This window comes from Kocuria subflava (assembly GCF_012163155.1).
Classification (GTDB): domain Bacteria; phylum Actinomycetota; class Actinomycetes; order Actinomycetales; family Micrococcaceae; genus Kocuria; species Kocuria subflava.
Window position 1 is genome coordinate 1 of the sequence record NZ_JAAVUN010000020.1, and the last position, 14,665, is coordinate 14,665.

General features: G+C 64.4%; 15 protein-coding genes. 7 read left to right on the forward strand and 8 right to left on the reverse strand.

Annotated features, from left to right (window positions below):
- Positions 1 to 288: 288 nt before the first annotated feature.
- Positions 289 to 1,131 (reverse strand): hypothetical protein, encoded by an 843-nt coding sequence (locus GTW58_RS10015; RefSeq protein ID WP_119933339.1) that lies wholly within the window; start codon positions 1,129 to 1,131, stop codon positions 289 to 291.
- A 213-nt stretch (positions 1,132 to 1,344) separates the two neighbouring features.
- Between GTW58_RS10015 and GTW58_RS10020 the strand changes: the two genes are divergently transcribed.
- The 7 genes from GTW58_RS10020 (at position 1,345) to GTW58_RS10050 (ending at position 7,983) form a co-directional block, all read left to right on the forward strand.
- Entirely contained in the window at positions 1,345 to 1,887 is a 543-nt protein-coding gene (locus GTW58_RS10020) for a peptidylprolyl isomerase (RefSeq protein ID WP_119933340.1), read from the forward strand.
- 154 nt (positions 1,888 to 2,041) lie between these two features.
- Positions 2,042 to 2,872: a rhomboid family intramembrane serine protease gene (locus GTW58_RS10025; RefSeq protein WP_119933341.1), complete on the forward strand. Its 831-nt coding sequence runs from the start codon at positions 2,042 to 2,044 to the stop codon at positions 2,870 to 2,872.
- Between the two features lie 267 nt (positions 2,873 to 3,139).
- The gene (locus tag GTW58_RS10030; protein WP_342453309.1) at positions 3,140 to 4,105 is read left to right on the forward strand and encodes a maleylacetate reductase; all 966 of its coding nucleotides are present in this window, start codon (positions 3,140 to 3,142) and stop codon (positions 4,103 to 4,105) included.
- A 34-nt stretch (positions 4,106 to 4,139) separates the two neighbouring features.
- Positions 4,140 to 4,349, forward strand: a complete 210-nt coding sequence (locus GTW58_RS10035) for a hypothetical protein (RefSeq protein ID WP_483413987.1) — start codon at positions 4,140 to 4,142, stop codon at positions 4,347 to 4,349.
- Positions 4,350 to 4,484: 135 nt separating this feature from the next.
- Positions 4,485 to 5,261: an ABC transporter ATP-binding protein gene (locus tag GTW58_RS10040; protein ID WP_052209789.1), complete on the forward strand. Its 777-nt coding sequence runs from the start codon at positions 4,485 to 4,487 to the stop codon at positions 5,259 to 5,261.
- Positions 5,258 to 6,649, forward strand: coding sequence for an FtsX-like permease family protein (locus tag GTW58_RS10045; RefSeq protein WP_119933344.1), 1,392 nt, complete (start codon positions 5,258 to 5,260; stop codon positions 6,647 to 6,649). The genes GTW58_RS10040 and GTW58_RS10045 overlap by 4 nt, the downstream gene beginning before the upstream one ends.
- Positions 6,650 to 6,798: 149 nt before the next feature.
- Positions 6,799 to 7,983 (forward strand): globin domain-containing protein, encoded by a 1,185-nt coding sequence (locus GTW58_RS10050; protein WP_119933345.1) that lies wholly within the window; start codon positions 6,799 to 6,801, stop codon positions 7,981 to 7,983.
- Positions 7,984 to 8,087: 104 nt separating this feature from the next.
- On the opposite strand, the gene GTW58_RS10055 is transcribed toward GTW58_RS10050, so the two are convergent.
- From GTW58_RS10055 to GTW58_RS10080, 7 genes are all read right to left on the reverse strand, one after another.
- Positions 8,088 to 9,224 carry a benzoate/H(+) symporter BenE family transporter gene (locus tag GTW58_RS10055; protein ID WP_119933346.1) on the reverse strand — a complete coding sequence of 379 codons (1,137 nt, stop codon included), beginning with the start codon at positions 9,222 to 9,224 and terminating at the stop codon, positions 8,088 to 8,090.
- A gap of 293 nt (positions 9,225 to 9,517) precedes the next feature.
- Positions 9,518 to 10,480 carry an intradiol ring-cleavage dioxygenase gene (locus GTW58_RS10060; RefSeq protein ID WP_232818089.1) on the reverse strand — a complete coding sequence of 321 codons (963 nt, stop codon included), beginning with the start codon at positions 10,478 to 10,480 and terminating at the stop codon, positions 9,518 to 9,520.
- 274 nt (positions 10,481 to 10,754) lie between these two features.
- Positions 10,755 to 11,258 carry a YciI family protein gene (locus GTW58_RS10065; RefSeq protein ID WP_119933348.1) on the reverse strand — a complete coding sequence of 168 codons (504 nt, stop codon included), beginning with the start codon at positions 11,256 to 11,258 and terminating at the stop codon, positions 10,755 to 10,757.
- A gap of 43 nt (positions 11,259 to 11,301) precedes the next feature.
- Positions 11,302 to 11,907: a LysE/ArgO family amino acid transporter gene (locus tag GTW58_RS10070; protein ID WP_232818085.1), complete on the reverse strand. Its 606-nt coding sequence runs from the start codon at positions 11,905 to 11,907 to the stop codon at positions 11,302 to 11,304.
- 109 nt (positions 11,908 to 12,016) lie between these two features.
- Positions 12,017 to 12,274, reverse strand: a complete 258-nt coding sequence (locus GTW58_RS14665) for a hypothetical protein (RefSeq protein ID WP_245195195.1) — start codon at positions 12,272 to 12,274, stop codon at positions 12,017 to 12,019.
- A 30-nt stretch (positions 12,275 to 12,304) separates the two neighbouring features.
- Positions 12,305 to 13,933, reverse strand: coding sequence for an APC family permease (locus tag GTW58_RS10075; RefSeq protein WP_232818087.1), 1,629 nt, complete (start codon positions 13,931 to 13,933; stop codon positions 12,305 to 12,307).
- Positions 13,930 to 14,487 carry a DUF421 domain-containing protein gene (locus GTW58_RS10080; protein WP_119933349.1) on the reverse strand — a complete coding sequence of 186 codons (558 nt, stop codon included), beginning with the start codon at positions 14,485 to 14,487 and terminating at the stop codon, positions 13,930 to 13,932. Before GTW58_RS10080 ends, GTW58_RS10075 begins: the two co-directional genes overlap by 4 nt.
- Positions 14,488 to 14,665: the final 178 nt, after the last annotated feature.

Here is a 14,665-nt window from a genome sequence, read left to right on the forward strand (position 1 = left end):
CGTCAGATCTACAGGCAACTCAACGCCACGATCACACCTGCGGCGGCTGCTTGACATACATAGGAGATTCAACGGCCTGATCGAGCTCCACCGACGCGTCGCCCGAGGCTTCCGCAACCGCGAGCACTACCGGCTACGCATGCTGCTCATCGGCGGCGGGCTCACTCACCCCCACCTCAGGTAGGAAGAGCCTTGAAAGGTGACCCGGATACCAAAACCCAGCGGCCCCACACCTCACAAAGAGGTGCGGGGCCGCTGGTTTTGTTGCGTCAGCTCAGGAACGCAAGATCAGGCCTGGTTGTTGTCCTTGCCCTGGATCTGCTCCTTGATGTCCTGCGCGGTGTGCTTGGCATCCTCAGCCACGGACTTGGCGGCGTCCACGGGGGAGGAGGCCTCCTTGGCGTCGTCCACCTTCACGCCGGAGCCTGCGGCCACGGTGGTGTTGGGGTCAACGGGGGATGCGGTCACGCGCGGGGAGGTGGACGCCGGGGTCTTCCAGGGATCCTGCACGGGGCGGGAAGCCTTGAAAGCAGCGGCACCGGCCACGGCACCAGCCACAACCAGACCAAAGATCAGCCATCCCTTGCCGGACTTCTCAGCCTTTTTCTGCTGCTTGGCGTAATCCTTGGCAACCTTGGCGGCAGCCTTCTGTGCCTTGGCCACAGCCTTCTTATCGCCGGTCAGGCGGGCAACAATGGCTTCCAGCTGCTCCGGGGTGTCCGCGTTGGCGAACTTGCCGGCCAGCTGGGCTGCGGCGGCGTTGTAACGCGCGGATGCGGCATCCTTGCCGTCGTGGAAAGCCTTGGAAGCACGCTCAGCCTGGTCCGTGTTCTTCACGCGGGACACAGCCTGATCGGTGGCAGCGCTCACGGCAGCCAGTGCGGGGGCAGCACCCTTGCGGGCCTTGCCAGCCGCATCCTGTGCGCGGCCCAGGCCGTCCTGCACGTACGGACCGGCGTTGTGCACGCCGCCGGCCAGCGTGGCTGCGCCGGACTTTGCGCCCTTCTGCAGGGCGGGGGCAATGGCGCCAATTTCCTTGGCGATCCAGTCACCGGCGTCAACAATGCGGTTTTCGACGGCGTTCTGCTGCGAATTGGCCTTCTTCTGGGCCTTGGACTTGAACAAGCTCATGGAAGCTCCCTCCTAGGGTTACGAGTCTCCTGCCCCAGCATACGGGCATGCCCGGTGCCAAGCACGATCGACAGTGCACTTCTACGGCGTGAAACCCCTACCACACGCGGATTTTCACTGTGCGCTGAACGGAACCGGCAGCGTCGTCGTCGTGAGTTCACAACTGCAACATCGCATGCCAAGGGGTGGCCCGTACGTGCCATACTGAGCCCCATGACTGCTAACGCAACTGCCAAGGCGACCATCCACACCAACCACGGCGACATCGTGGTGAACCTGTTCGGCAACCACGCCCCCAAGACCGTGAAGAACTTCACCGGCCTGGCTGACGGTTCCCAGGAATGGGTCAACCCTCAGACCGGTGAAAAGGGTGAAGGTCCCCTCTACAAGGACGTCATCTTCCACCGCATCATCGAGGACTTCATGATCCAGGGCGGTGACCCCCTGGGCCAGGGTGTGGGCGGCCCCGGTTACATGTTCGACGACGAAATTCACCCCGAGCTTTCGTTCAACAAGCCCTACCTGCTGGCCATGGCCAACGCCGGAAAGCGCGGTGGCCGCGGGACCAACGGCTCCCAGTTCTTCATCACCACCACCAACACCGAGTGGCTCAACGGCAAGCACACCATCTTTGGTGAAGTTGCTGACGATGCCTCCCGCAAGGTGGTTGACGAGCTCAACACCGTGACCACCGGTGGCATGGACCGCCCGGTGGAGGACTGCGTGATCGAGTCGATCGACATCGAGCAGTTGTGACCATCTGAGCAGTTGTGACCATCTGAGCTGCTGCTCACTCAGCGTGATCTCGGGGGCCCCGCCAATGGCGGGGCCCTCAGTCGTCTGTCAGAGCTCGGCTCTAGGCTCAGGAGTCCAGAAGTGTTGAGCACCAGGCGCAATGTGAGGACCAGGCATGGATCAGCCCAGCTACGGCGCAAACCACCCGCAGCAGCCGGAGCCGAACGGGGGTGAGTTCTCCGCGTTGCAGCCGTGCGCCCAGCATCCGGAGCGGGTCACCGGTGTCCGATGCCAGCGGTGTGGACGCCCCGTGTGCGGGGACTGCCAGGTGCAGGCAGCGGTGGGTGTGCACTGTCCCGTGTGTGTGAAATCGGCGCAGGCCGGCCAGCGCGCTGTGCGGACCCCGCTGGGCGGAAGGCTGGCCAACAGCAATCCCATGCTGGTCACGTGGTCTTTGATCGGCGTGAATGTGGCGGTCTATGCCCTGATGTGGTTGCTGCAGCTGGTCAACGTGCAGGCCATCTACTGGCTGGGCCTGGCTCCGGTGGTTGCTTTTGATGAACCCTGGCGCATTGTGACCAGCGGCTTTGTGCACTCCATGACCAATCCCGCGCACCTGGCCCTGAACATGTACACCCTGTGGATTTTTGGCCGCATGTTGGAAGGGGAACTGGGCCGGATGCGGTTCCTGCTGGTCTACGGAATCTCCCTGTTGGGTGGGTCCGCGGCGGTGATCCTGCTCTCCCCACCCACCACGCTCACAGTGGGTGCCTCCGGGGCCATCTTTGGCCTGTTCGGCGCGGTGTTGGCCGTGACGCTGTGGGGACCCAAACACCATCGATCGAATCTGACCAGCATTCTGGTGCTGATCGGCATCAACGTGGCCTTTGGGTTCCTGGTTCCGGGAATTTCATGGCAGGGACACCTGGGTGGCCTGGTGGCCGGCACGGCAACCATGGGAGTCCTGTTGGCTCGGCACAAGCGCGCTCGGCCGCCCCGGCAATGAGCCCTGTCCACAGGGTTCATCCACAGCGGTGGACAACTCCCATCCGTGTAATTCCACACGTGTGAACAAGCCTGTGGACAGCCAGATCACGCGGATGTTCGGAAAGATTTCAGCACCTGGTTCACGATGTGCACAATGTTCTCCACACCTGTGGATAACTTTCTGCACGGGGTGGGGACTGTTGTGACCCACAGCAGCAGCGGTGGCGCTAGATTGAACATGTTGATGTAGCGAAAAGTAAGCAGAACCACGGCAAAGGCGGCGCTGGTGAGCGGAAATGATGGTGTGCCCCTGGTGTTCAACCACCTCACCCTGGGGCAACGGGTGGTGTTCGGCACCGGGCTGGCGACCGAACATCTGATTCATGAAATCCAACGCCTGGGTGCCCGCAGGGTCATGGTGATCACCAGTGCACGTGACGCATCCACAGGCTTGCGCCTGGTGCCGTGTGACTGCGTGTCCGTTCGATGGACAGAGGTGGCCCAGCACGTCCCGGTGGAGCTTGCTGATCGCGCTCGCGGGGCCGCCCAGGAGGGGCAGGCGGACCTTCTGGTGGCCATTGGTGGCGGCTCCGCCATTGGCCTGGGCAAAGCGATTGCTTTGACCTCTCACCTGCCCTTGATTGCCGTCCCCACCACGTACGCCGGCTCCGAGGCCACAGACATGTGGGGCATCACCGAGAACCACATCAAGACCACGGGCACCGCACCGCACGTCCTGCCCGCCACGGTGGTCTACGACTCCGAACTCTTCACAAACCTCCCGCTGGAGATCTCTGTGAGCTCCGGCATCAACGCCTCGGCCCACTGCGTGGATTCCTTGTGGGCGCCCCGGGCTGATCCCATCAACCAGGCGTTGGCCCTGGAGGGTGCCCGTGCGTTGGCCACAGCATTGCCGGGAATCGTGGAGGATCCCGCGGACCGTTCCGCCCGCGAGCAGGCGCTCGACGGGTGTTACCTGGAGGCGGTGTCCTTTGCCTCCGCCGGATCCGGACTGCACCACAAGATCTGCCACACCCTGGGCGGGGCCTTCAACCTCCCGCACGCCCAGACCCACGCGGTGGTCCTGCCTCACGTCCTGGCCCTCAACGCACCGGGTGCACCGGTGGCCTCCGCGCGCCTGGCCGACGCTCTGGCACAGACCCGGACCCACAACAACCACAGCACTCACGAGGACCGCACCACCGACCAGAGCACCAACAAGCCCCGGCACCCACCACGACGACGACGTTGATGCCCCGGCACCTGATTCCCATGCTGCCGTGATCATGCTGGCGGAACTCCTGGACCAGGTGGGGGCGCCCACCCGATTGGCAGATCTGGGCATGAGGGAGACCGACATCCCGGAGGCTGTGCAGCGGGTGATGAGTGCCGTGCCGTCGTCGAACCCGGTCCCCGTGACGGAAGGTGCGGTGACTCGACTCATGAGCGCTGCACTGACGGGAGACGTCCCGAGTATGAGCCGATCATCCTGGTGAGTGCGGTGGGTCATTCCGGAGGATGACCCAGGTGCCTCGCAGTCCACAAAAGGCTGCTGAATAGGCAGAACGGGTGGTCAGAGACCATCCTGTGGACTGATGTTCAACACGGGGTGAGCGGCGCATCCTGGGTGCATGACCTACCCGATCCTTCAAGCCCTGAATCTCACCCAGCACTACGGATCAACCACCGGGACCCGGCCCACGGTGGCACTGGACGGCTTGTCCATCACCATCCCGCGCGGTCAGTCACTGGCCGTCATGGGACCCTCTGGTTCCGGCAAGACCACGTTGCTGCATGCGCTGGCCGGCATTGAGATCCCGCAGTCCGGGGAAATCTACTTCCACAATGCCAACGGCCCGGATCCCGTTCATGTGATGCGCCCGGAGGCGCGGGCGGACCTGCGGTTGCGGCACTTTGGATTCGTGTTCCAAGCCGGGCTCATGCTGGATGAACTCACGGTGGTGGAGAACGTGGCGCTGCCCCTGATGCTGTGCGGCGTGGACCGTGGCAGCGCCCACCAGTCCGCATCGGCATGGCTTGAGCGCCTGGGACTGGAAGGACTGGAAGAACGCCGGCTGGGGGAGATCTCCGGCGGACAGGCACAACGCGTGGCCATTGCGCGTGCTCAGGTGTGTGGGCCTGAAGTGATCTTTGCGGACGAGCCCACCGGCGCCCTGGATTCGGTGACCTCCGCGGAGGTTCTCACCGCCCTGTTGGAATCCACCCGTGAGCGTGGGGCCACCCTGGTTCTGGTCACCCATGACCACACGGTGGCCGAACAGTGCGAACGCACGGTCCACTTGCGTGACGGAAAAATCGTGGGTGACACTCACGCAGTTGGCGGCGGCCACGGTTCAGCAACGGCAGGATCCTCCACCCACGTCCATGCCGAAACGGTGCGGTCATGACTGCCTGCGCCTGCACCCACTCCACCATTCAGGCCCACCGAGCACCGGTGGTCTCCACTGCCGTGCTGCGCCTGTTCTTGCGCAAATCCGCCCGCGATCACCGAGCCTGGGGTATGCCGGTGGCGGCATATGCGCTGGTGAGTGGCCTTCTTCTGTCCGTGATGTCAGGTGTGCGTACGTACTGGACCGTGGACTACGCGGATCCCACCATGACCGTGGTTTACCGTGCACTGGCCACCATGGCGCTGTGCATCCTGGCGCTGCCGCTGATCAATTTGGCCGCGGCCGCCGCCAGGATGTCCACCCGCCGCAAGGACTCCCGGCTGGCTGGATTGCGGCTGTTGGGTGCCTCCCGGTGGACGCTGCGGTGCCTGGTGGTGGGGGCCGCCGCGCTGCAGGCCCTGGTGGGCGTGATGGTGGGCGGACTGCTCTACGCCTGTCTGATCCCCGTGCTGGGTCTGCTCTCCGTGGACGGACAGCGTGTGGGGACTCAGGTCGTGACATTGCCTCTGTACGCGGTGTTGGCTGCCGGTGCGGTGTTGGTGGGTCTGGCTGCCTGGAGTTCCGCACTGGGGCTGCGCCGGATCTCCATTGAACCTCTGGCTGTGCGCACCCGCAGGAACGTCCCCACCATGCACTGGGCGCGCATTCTGGTGGCCGCACTGACCGTGGGGGCGATTGCCGTGTTCTGGCGTCACTTGGTGGGGTTGCCGGAAATCCTGGCGGCCGTGTCCCTGAGTGCTGTGATCTTTGGCCTCCCCATGCTGGCCATGACCTGGGCAGGTCCATGGATTGTGGCCAAGGCCGCCGGACGGATGCACCGCCGCGCAACCTCTGCACACCACCTGGTGGCTGCCCGCATGATCCTGGCCGACCCCGCTGGTTCCTGGAGGCAACTGCAGTCCGTGGTGCTCCTGGGCTTTGTGGCCGTGACCGTGGGTGGAGGCCTGGCCTTGATCTCAACTGCGGAGGGGGACCCCACCCTGGGTCATTTGGTCACGGACATGCGCACCGGTGCCGTGGTGACCGTGCTCTACGGGTTCCTCACGGTGGCCTGCGCTGTCCTGATCGACCACAGTGCCTCCGTCACGGATCGTGCGCAGCTTTGGCGGAATCTGGATCTGGTGGGCATGCCGTTGAACACCATGGACCGCGCTCGCCGCCTCACGCTGACCAAGCCCCTGGCGGTGCTGCTCACCACGGCAGTGGGCTCCGCCGTCGTCATCCAGGCACCCGTGCTGGGACTGGGCGTGGTGGTCTCTCCGCTGAGCATCACGGCCACCGCCGTGATCATGGCCGTGGGGGTTGCGCTGGTGTTCCTGGCCGCAGTCCTGGGGCGTCTGAGTCTCACGACGACGGTGCGCACGGCTCCCGTTCCAGTGCCCTGAAACTGTCCTGGGCAACAAAACACGGCAACTGAGACCAATCTTGACCATGGTCAAGGAGGGGGAGGGTGGGGAGTCGTAGCGTCCAATCCGGCTGGCCAATGACGGCCTGTCACCAAGACGCCGGGTGTGAGCCCGAGGAAGAAGGATCCATGCTCTCGGAGAAGTCCAAACCGCTGATCGAGGCCACCGCGCCGGTGATCGTGGAGCGCTTGCCGGAGATCGCACCCAAGTTCTACAACTCCATGTTCCAGGCTCACCCGGAGCTGATCAACGGTGTGTTCAGCCGCGCCAACCAGAAGTCCGGCGCCCAGCCGCTGACCCTGGCCGGTTCCGTGATCGCATTCGCCCAGCACCTGCTGACCCACTCGGACTCCTACCCGGACGAGATGCTTTCCAGGGTGGCGCACAAGCACACCTCCCTGGGCATTGTGGAGGAGCAGTACCCGATTGTGCACGATCACCTTTTGGGCGCCATTGCCGATGACCTGGGGGATGCCTTGACCCCGGAGATCGCTGAGGCCTGGGATGAGGTCTACTGGCTCATGGCTGAGGCCCTGTTGAAGTTGGAGCGCGGGCTCTACGCAAGTCAGGCCAATGACGTCATGTTTGCGCCCTACCGTTTGGCCGAGCGCACGGAGACCGGTGGGGACACCGTGGTGCTGACTTTTGAACCGGCAGATGATACCCCGCAGACCCCCGCGGTTGCTGGCCAGTACGTGAGCCTGCAGACGCGCATGTCCGACGGCGTTGACCAGCCGCGTCAGTTCACGCTGATCCCCGGCCCGGAGGGTGCACGCCGGATTGCGGTCAAGAAGGACATGGACGGAGAGGTCAGCCCTGTGCTGCACGCCCTGGAGGTTGGTGCCGAACTGCCCATCTCCAACCCGTACGGGGACGTGGTGCTCACGGATTCGGAAGCGCCCCTGGTGTTCCTCTCCGCGGGCATTGGCGTGACCCCCATGGTGGCCTTCCTGGACAAGCTGGCTGCCGATGGCTCCACCCGTGAGGTGCGTGCCATTCGTGTTGACCCCACAGATGCCGACGCCCCGCTGCTGGCGGAGCAGACCGAGGCCATGTCCAAGCTGGCCAACGGCACCTTGGAGCGCTGGACCACCAAGTCGGAGGAGGGGGAGCACACCGGCCGCCCGGATTTCTCCGCCCTGGGTGTCTCCCCGGACTCCCACGTCTACCTGTGCGGGCGCCTGGAGTTCATGCAGGAGGCCCGTTCCGCCCTGGTGGATGCCGGTGTGCCCGGTCAGAACATCCGGTACGAGATCTTTGGCCCGGACATGTGGATGCTGCACGACGACGCCGCACGCACCCAGAAGGCCTGACCCCAGCGGATCCAGCCGATTGAGCAGTGAGTTCTGCCGTCCATCAGCTCTGATGGGCGGCAGAACTCGCTACGCAGCGGTCCATGGGGCGTGGTTGGGCCTGGTCAGTTGCGCAGACCCAGGTGGTCTGCGGGTTCCATCAACCGGGAGACCACGTAACCGATCACAATCCCCCAGAAGGCTGCGTGGATGTTGAACAGATCCAGCCCGGAGACGGTCACCACAAACGTGACCAGGGCACCAAAGGTGAACGGCTTGGAGAAGGCCCCCACAAACGCGTTCTGCAGAGCTCTGATCATGGCCAGGCCACCCAGGGCCAGGATGAAGGCCTCCGGGGTGGCCAACATGAAACGGGTGAACGCCGGGGCGAACACCGCGCAGATCAGGGACAACACTCCGTACGTCACAGCCGCCGTGTACTGGCGGTGGCGTTCACCGGAGGCGGTCAGCAACGCGTTGGTGGGCCCCGTGACGCAGGCGCTGACCGCACCCACGGAGGCATTCACCAGGGAGAAGACCCCTGAGGTCACGGCAAACATGTTGATGGGTGGTTGATGCCCGGCAGCACGCAGAACCGCAATGCCCTGCCCGTTCTGGACCACCAGCACCGTGATGGCCAGAGGGATCACCAGTTCCAACTGTGCGGAGAGGGTGAACTCCGGGACGGTGAACATCGGTTGAGCGGTGACCGGCCCTGCGGGGTCGAATCGGAACTGACCGCTGAGCACCACCGCAGCCACCCCCACCACCAACGTGGCCAACACGGGAGGCACGTACCGGCCCAGGACCGGCACGGCTGAGAACACCACAAATGCTGCCACCATGGGCAACGCAATACCGGGGGCATCCGTTGAGGCGGCCACAATGTCCGTGCCGAAGCGCAGGAACACCGCTGCCACCATGGCCATGATGATGGGCATGGGAATCACCGCCATGGCCCGGCGCACCACGCCAGTGGCACCCAATGCCATGACCAGCACACCGCAGGTGAAAAATGCCCCCACCACCTGGGCAAAACTGAGGTGCTGCAGAGACGGTCCCAGCAGCACGGTGCCGGGGATGGACCATGCAAACCCGAACGGCTGGCGGTAGAGCAGGGACATCACCAACGTGGCAAGGCCTGCGGAGAGAAAGATTCCGAACACCCAGGAGGCAAGCTCCGCAGCCGTCAATCCGCCCGTTGCCCCCACGGCCAAGGTGACCGCAATGGGGCCGGAGGCGGAGAACACCAGACCGATCAACCCGTTGACGCCTTAGGTGGGTGCCCAGTCCCGCAGCACTGCGCGGGGGCCTGCCGGTTTCACCCCGGTGCGTTCCAGGACGGGCTCGTGGGATCGCTACACCACACCCCTCCTTGGACTCGTTTGGGGTAGTTCATCAGACGGTGCGCCCAGGTGGAAGTCCGTTCAGCCCCAGTCTTGATCCGGGTCCGGCCCGGCAAACCCCGGAACCTCATTCATATGCAAAACCCCTGGACAGTGTCAGGAATCAGATGGATTCCAGACACGGTCCAGGGGCTGACGTGCAACAGGACTCAGGCCCCGGGTGCACCTGCCGGAGCACCGCCCATGGGACCGCCGCCGCCAGCCGGCATGGATCCACCCGTGGGCTCGGTGTTGGTGTCCACGCGTGCCGTCAAGGACACCTTGTAGCCGGAACTCACCGAGCCGGTGGCTGTGGCTAGCTGGGTGGCCCCGCCGTCGTCGCCAAAAACGTTGTCCGTGTCCAGGGAAAGCTGCGCCAGATTGGTGACCGAGGATTCATGACCGGAGGTGGCATAGACCGTGTCACAGACGTCCTGCGGCAGGGCAACCTGGGAGGTGGCAATGGCGTTGGTGGAGTCCGTGATGGAGGCCTGGTCCGGGTAGACTTCAAAGTGGATGTGCGGCCAGCGTCCGGAGTAGCAGGCCGGGAAAATGCTGGTGAAGGTGACCTTGCCCTGACCATCCACCACCTGAACGCCGCGCAGGTAGTTCTGGTCCACAACGTTTTCCGAGTACATGGAGTACTCGCCGTCCCGGTTGCAGTGCCACACGTACATGGCTGCTCCGGTCATGGGATTGTTGCCGTTAGCCATGTCCGCAATGGTCAGCTCCAGGGTCATGGGCACACCCTCAGCCGTACCGCTGGCCCCGTTGAAACTGGAGCGGATGTCACTGCGCACCACACCGGACTGTTCCAGCACGTCCGCGCCGTTGGAGCCGTCACCGGGGTAAGGGCCTGCAGTCTCATCCGGGATCTCTGAGTCCACCTCAATGGTCTCCGCCGTTGCGCTCGCAGAGCCGGTGGCAGAAGCCGACGACGACGCCGAGTCCCCCGAGTTCGGGGCGCAAGCGGCCAACCCCAGGGACACGGCACCCAGGCCCATCACGGACACCACGCTGCGGCGGTTGACCAGAGTCTGGAGGTCAAAGCCCAGGCCTTGATCCACCACCTCGTCATCCTGGCGGGGCAGCTCACGGCCTTCATAGACGTGCTTGCCGTCCACCATGTGCATCTGGATCCCAAACGGATCGCGGTAGGTGGTTTCCGGGGTCTTCTTGCCGAACAGCATGGGTTGAGCTCCTGAGGATTGTTGGTCACCTCCGGTCCTGTTGGTCCAGGCCGGGGGCCGTGTTGATCCTCAAGCTATGGCTGCACTCTGTGGCTGACGCGGGGTCAACCTGTGCCCGCCCTGTGCAGCGTCATAGGTGTTCCAGATCATGGGGGGACGTACGGTTTCAGGGCTGAAACCGTACGTCCCCATGATCTGACAGGTCCGAGACGGGCGCTCAGCCCTGCATCTGGCGGACCTCCACCGGCTGGTGGCAGGCTGCGGAGGCCTGAGCACCCAGATCCAGAGCCTCGCTCTTGTCAGCTGCCTCCAGGATCCAGAAACCACCCAGCTGGATCTGCGCACCGCTGGCGGTGCCCGGGGTGATCACCGGCTCAGCGCCGGAGGCATCCACCACCAGAACTCCATCGGCCCGATCTTCCGGCAGGGTGGAGCTCAACACGATCACCTGCAGCGGTTCATAGGGCCAGAAGCCCATACTGCGCACCTTCTGATAGGTGGCGCGGCCCATGACCATGTGGTCGCAGGTGGCCAGGACATCGTCAAAGTCCGGGATCTGGGGGTGCGCCTGTGCCGGGGCATGCGGGGCTGCGGGCAGATCCTCCAGCCAGGCGATGTCGTGATCTGCCCGCGCAATGAACCCGTCCACGCTGAGCCCGGCAAAAACCAGGCCCTCCCAGGTGCGTTCCACAGGTGCCAGGGGATCAGCGTGTTGATTCATGCCCTCATCATGCGGGAGGGCTCCGGCAGAGCTTTGGGTGCGCTCAGCCCATGAAGACCATCTTGGCGGCAATGAGCAGCATGACCACACCCACGCCGACGTCAATCACCTTCCACGTCCCCGGCCGGTTCAACGGCCGCGCCAGGGCCCGGGCGCCAATGCCCAGGACGGAGAACCACACCACCGAACCGGTGGCCGCACCCGCTGAGAACATCCACTGCAGATCTCCCTGCTGATTGGCCAAGTTGCCCAGCATGACCACGGTGTCCAGGTAGACGTGCGGGTTCAGGAAAGTCAGGGCCAGGGTGGTGGCCAGCACGCGTCCCGCTGACTTGGTGGCAGCGGGGGCATCTGCCTGGTTCAGCGACTGATCGGAAAAGGCCGAACGGAAGGACTGGACTGCAAACCAGATCAAGTAGGCCGCACCACCCCACCGCAGGGCCACCAGCACACCGGGAAAGCGCTCCACCAGCGTCCCGATCCCCAGTGTTCCCACCGTGATCAACAGGGCATCGGCCAGCGCACACACCGCGACGACGATCGCCACGTGCTCCCGTCGAATGCCTTGCCGCAGAACCCACGCGTTCTGAGCGCCGATGGCCACGATCAAGGCCAGGCCTGCCAACATGCCGGTGAAGAAAATTCCCATGGGCCAAGAACTTACGCCCGCATCAAACTGCGGTACAGCTAAAGATTCTTTGCCTTCAAAAGCTGAGCTTAATGAGCGCGGCATGGTGGCTCAGAAGCCCGGCAAGGCATCACATCACGTGCACCACGGGGCGGGCGTCGTCGTCGTGAATGGCCCGGCGCAGGACCTCTCCTTCAGACCACTCCAGGTAGACGTGGGGTACCTGGCCCGTGCGCTCGCCAATGTCCAGGAACAGCGCGGCCAAACAGGTGGCCACGGATGACCCGTCCACGTGCAACATCCGGTGGCCATCCACGTGCTTGGCGGTCACGCGCAGTTTGTCCTCAAAATCGGATGGGTCGCGGACGTTGACCTCCACAAACAGCACCTCTGGGCCTTCGATCAGGCCGTGCCATCGCTACTCGTCCAGCAGCTTCTCCGAGTAGTCACCGGCGCTGGTGCCCTCCGGCTTCTGCGCAATCAGGCGCACGGACAGGCCCACCGCTTCATGCACCCAGCTCAGGGCCTGCTGGTCCCAGGTCACGGTGTCCACCCGGGGTTCGGAAGCCCGCCACACGCGGGAGGCGAAGGAAATGATGAGCAGCACGGCCACGAACACCAGGGCGATGTGCAGACCATCCGGGCGGGTGATGATGTTGTCCACGAACGTGTAGATGAACACCAGTGGCACAGCGGCAAAGGCCAGGGCGGTCCGGGGGCGGCCATGCGCCCGGGCAGACAGAGTCACCGCCACCGCGGCTGAGGTGATCAGGGCCAGCACACCTGTGGCATAAGCATTGCCCTGGGCATCCACGTTGGCGTCAAAGATCCAGGGCACCACCAAGCCAGCCAGCAGCACCGCCACCACCAGGGGGCGGGTGGCACGGGTCCATTCCGGGGCCATGCTGTAGCGCGGCAGATAGCGGGGAATCAGGTTGAGCATGCCGGCCATGGCGGAGGCACCTGCAAACCAGAGGATCAGCACCGTGGAGATGTCATAGACCGTGCCAAAACCTTCACCCAACATCTGGTGGGCCAGATAGGCCAGTGCGCGTCCGTTGGCGGGGCCACCTTCTGCAAAAGCGTCCTGCGGGATCAGCACCGTGCACACCACGGAGGAGGTCATCAGGAAGAACGCCATGATGCCTGCCGGAACCGTCAGCAGACGGTGGGAGCCCACCACCTTGGCGCGGGTGCCGGTTGACATGGCACCCGGCAGCCGACGGCCCGGGTGCTTGCCCCGGTTTCCTGTGCGGTGCCCGGCCGAGCCGCTGAGCTGCGGCATCACGGTCACCCCGGTTTCAAAACCGGACAGCCCCAGGGCCAGCTTGGGGAACACCAGCAGTGCGACGACGACTGCGGCCCACGGTGAGGCATGCGAGGCCATGGCCGCAGACCACCAGGAACCCAGCAGGTCCGGGTGCTGGAACAGCTGCACTCCACCGGCCACGATCACCACCAGGTTGACGGCCAGGTAGAGGGGAACCAGGAACAGGGCAACGCGGATGGCTTCCGAGAACCCGCCCAGGAACACCGCCGCCAGCAGCAGCAACAACCCAATGGTGATCCAGAACTGCCACTGGGAAGCCGTGTCCGGCAGATACGGATTCTCCACCATGTGAACGGCCGCATCTGCGGAGGACAAAGTGATGGTGATGATGAAGTCCGTGCAGGTGAAGCCCAGCAGCACCAACACCGTGATCTTGACCGTCCACCGTGGCAGCAGGCGTTCCAGCATGTGGATGGAGCCGGCCCCGCGTGGGGAGACCGCGGCCACCCACCGGTAGACGGGCAGCGCCCCCAGCAGGGTCACCGCCACCAGGACCAGCGTGGCCAAGGGGGAGATCAGACCTGCTGCCAGGATGGCGATGCTTGGCTGGTAGCCCAGGGTGGAGAAGTAGTCCACGCCGGTCAGGCACATGACCTTCCACCACGGATGCGTTTGTTCCGTGCGGTCAGGGCGTTGGTGCGGCCCCACGTAGGCGGCCGACGGTCGGCTGCCCTCCAGGAACCAGGATGCTGCGCGGGCACTGCGCGCGGTGGTCATGATGCACGCCCCTGCTGGATGAGCAGCTGGTGCAGTTTGCTGTTCAGCTGAGCCACGGCACGTTCAAGGTCGCCGATGCTGGCGTTCTGGTCTTCAGGCCGCAGGGTCACCACCACGCCACCTCCAGGGGAGAGGGTGGCCGATTGCACCTCCGTGAGGGTGTCTGCACCTTGATGGCGCAGTGCGGCATCGACCTCCTGGCGGCTGAGACCAAGGCGGAGCATGGCCCCGCGGTCCAGGCTCCCGTCCGTGACCAACTGCGTGGACGGCCCCTCCAGGAGGCGGCTCAGGGCAGGCGATCGGTGAGTGGCACGTTCCAGCAGGAAGTTGGTCAGCACCAGGACAACTGCGCCCACCAGTCCACCCAGCAGTGAATTGTCCGGGCCGATGATCGCGTTCTGGACCACGTTGGAGAGCAACAGGACAACCACCAGGTCCAGGGAGTTCATCTGGGCCATGCGGCGCTTGCCGGCCACCCGGATCAACAGAGCGATGAACAGGTAAACCACCACTGTGCGGATGATTTTGTCCGCGGCTGGAATCTGAATTGTCATCAGATCCGCCCAGACGGCAGCCCAGGTCTCGGCTACCTGTGGCCCTCTTTGTGTCTTGTGGGCCAAGCGGTTGTTGGTCCTGGTGCGCTGCGGTGACCACCGGTTGAGCTTGCGACTCCGCCGGTGGCCTGCAGTGGCGGTAGTAGTGTGCGACTGTTGCGGGGCTTCGTCCAGTTCT

Excerpts from the sequence above, each read along its gene's own strand:
- GTW58_RS10015 (WP_119933339.1), bottom strand. The coding sequence starts at position 1,131 with ATGAGCTTGTTCAAGTCCAAGGCCCAGAAGAAGGCCAATTCGCAGCAG.
- GTW58_RS10020 (WP_119933340.1), top strand. The coding sequence starts at position 1,345 with ATGACTGCTAACGCAACTGCCAAGGCGACCATCCACACCAACCACGGC.
- GTW58_RS10025 (WP_119933341.1), top strand. The coding sequence starts at position 2,042 with ATGGATCAGCCCAGCTACGGCGCAAACCACCCGCAGCAGCCGGAGCCG.
- GTW58_RS10035 (WP_483413987.1), top strand. The coding sequence starts at position 4,140 with ATGCTGGCGGAACTCCTGGACCAGGTGGGGGCGCCCACCCGATTGGCA.
- GTW58_RS10040 (WP_052209789.1), top strand. The coding sequence starts at position 4,485 with ATGACCTACCCGATCCTTCAAGCCCTGAATCTCACCCAGCACTACGGA.
- GTW58_RS10045 (WP_119933344.1), top strand. The coding sequence starts at position 5,258 with ATGACTGCCTGCGCCTGCACCCACTCCACCATTCAGGCCCACCGAGCA.
- GTW58_RS10050 (WP_119933345.1), top strand. The coding sequence starts at position 6,799 with ATGCTCTCGGAGAAGTCCAAACCGCTGATCGAGGCCACCGCGCCGGTG.
- GTW58_RS10060 (WP_232818089.1), bottom strand. The coding sequence starts at position 10,480 with ATGCACATGGTGGACGGCAAGCACGTCTATGAAGGCCGTGAGCTGCCC.
- GTW58_RS10065 (WP_119933348.1), bottom strand. The coding sequence starts at position 11,258 with ATGAATCAACACGCTGATCCCCTGGCACCTGTGGAACGCACCTGGGAG.
- GTW58_RS10070 (WP_232818085.1), bottom strand. The coding sequence starts at position 11,907 with ATGGGAATTTTCTTCACCGGCATGTTGGCAGGCCTGGCCTTGATCGTG.
- GTW58_RS10075 (WP_232818087.1), bottom strand. The coding sequence starts at position 13,933 with ATGACCACCGCGCGCAGTGCCCGCGCAGCATCCTGGTTCCTGGAGGGC.
- GTW58_RS10080 (WP_119933349.1), bottom strand. The coding sequence starts at position 14,487 with ATGACAATTCAGATTCCAGCCGCGGACAAAATCATCCGCACAGTGGTG.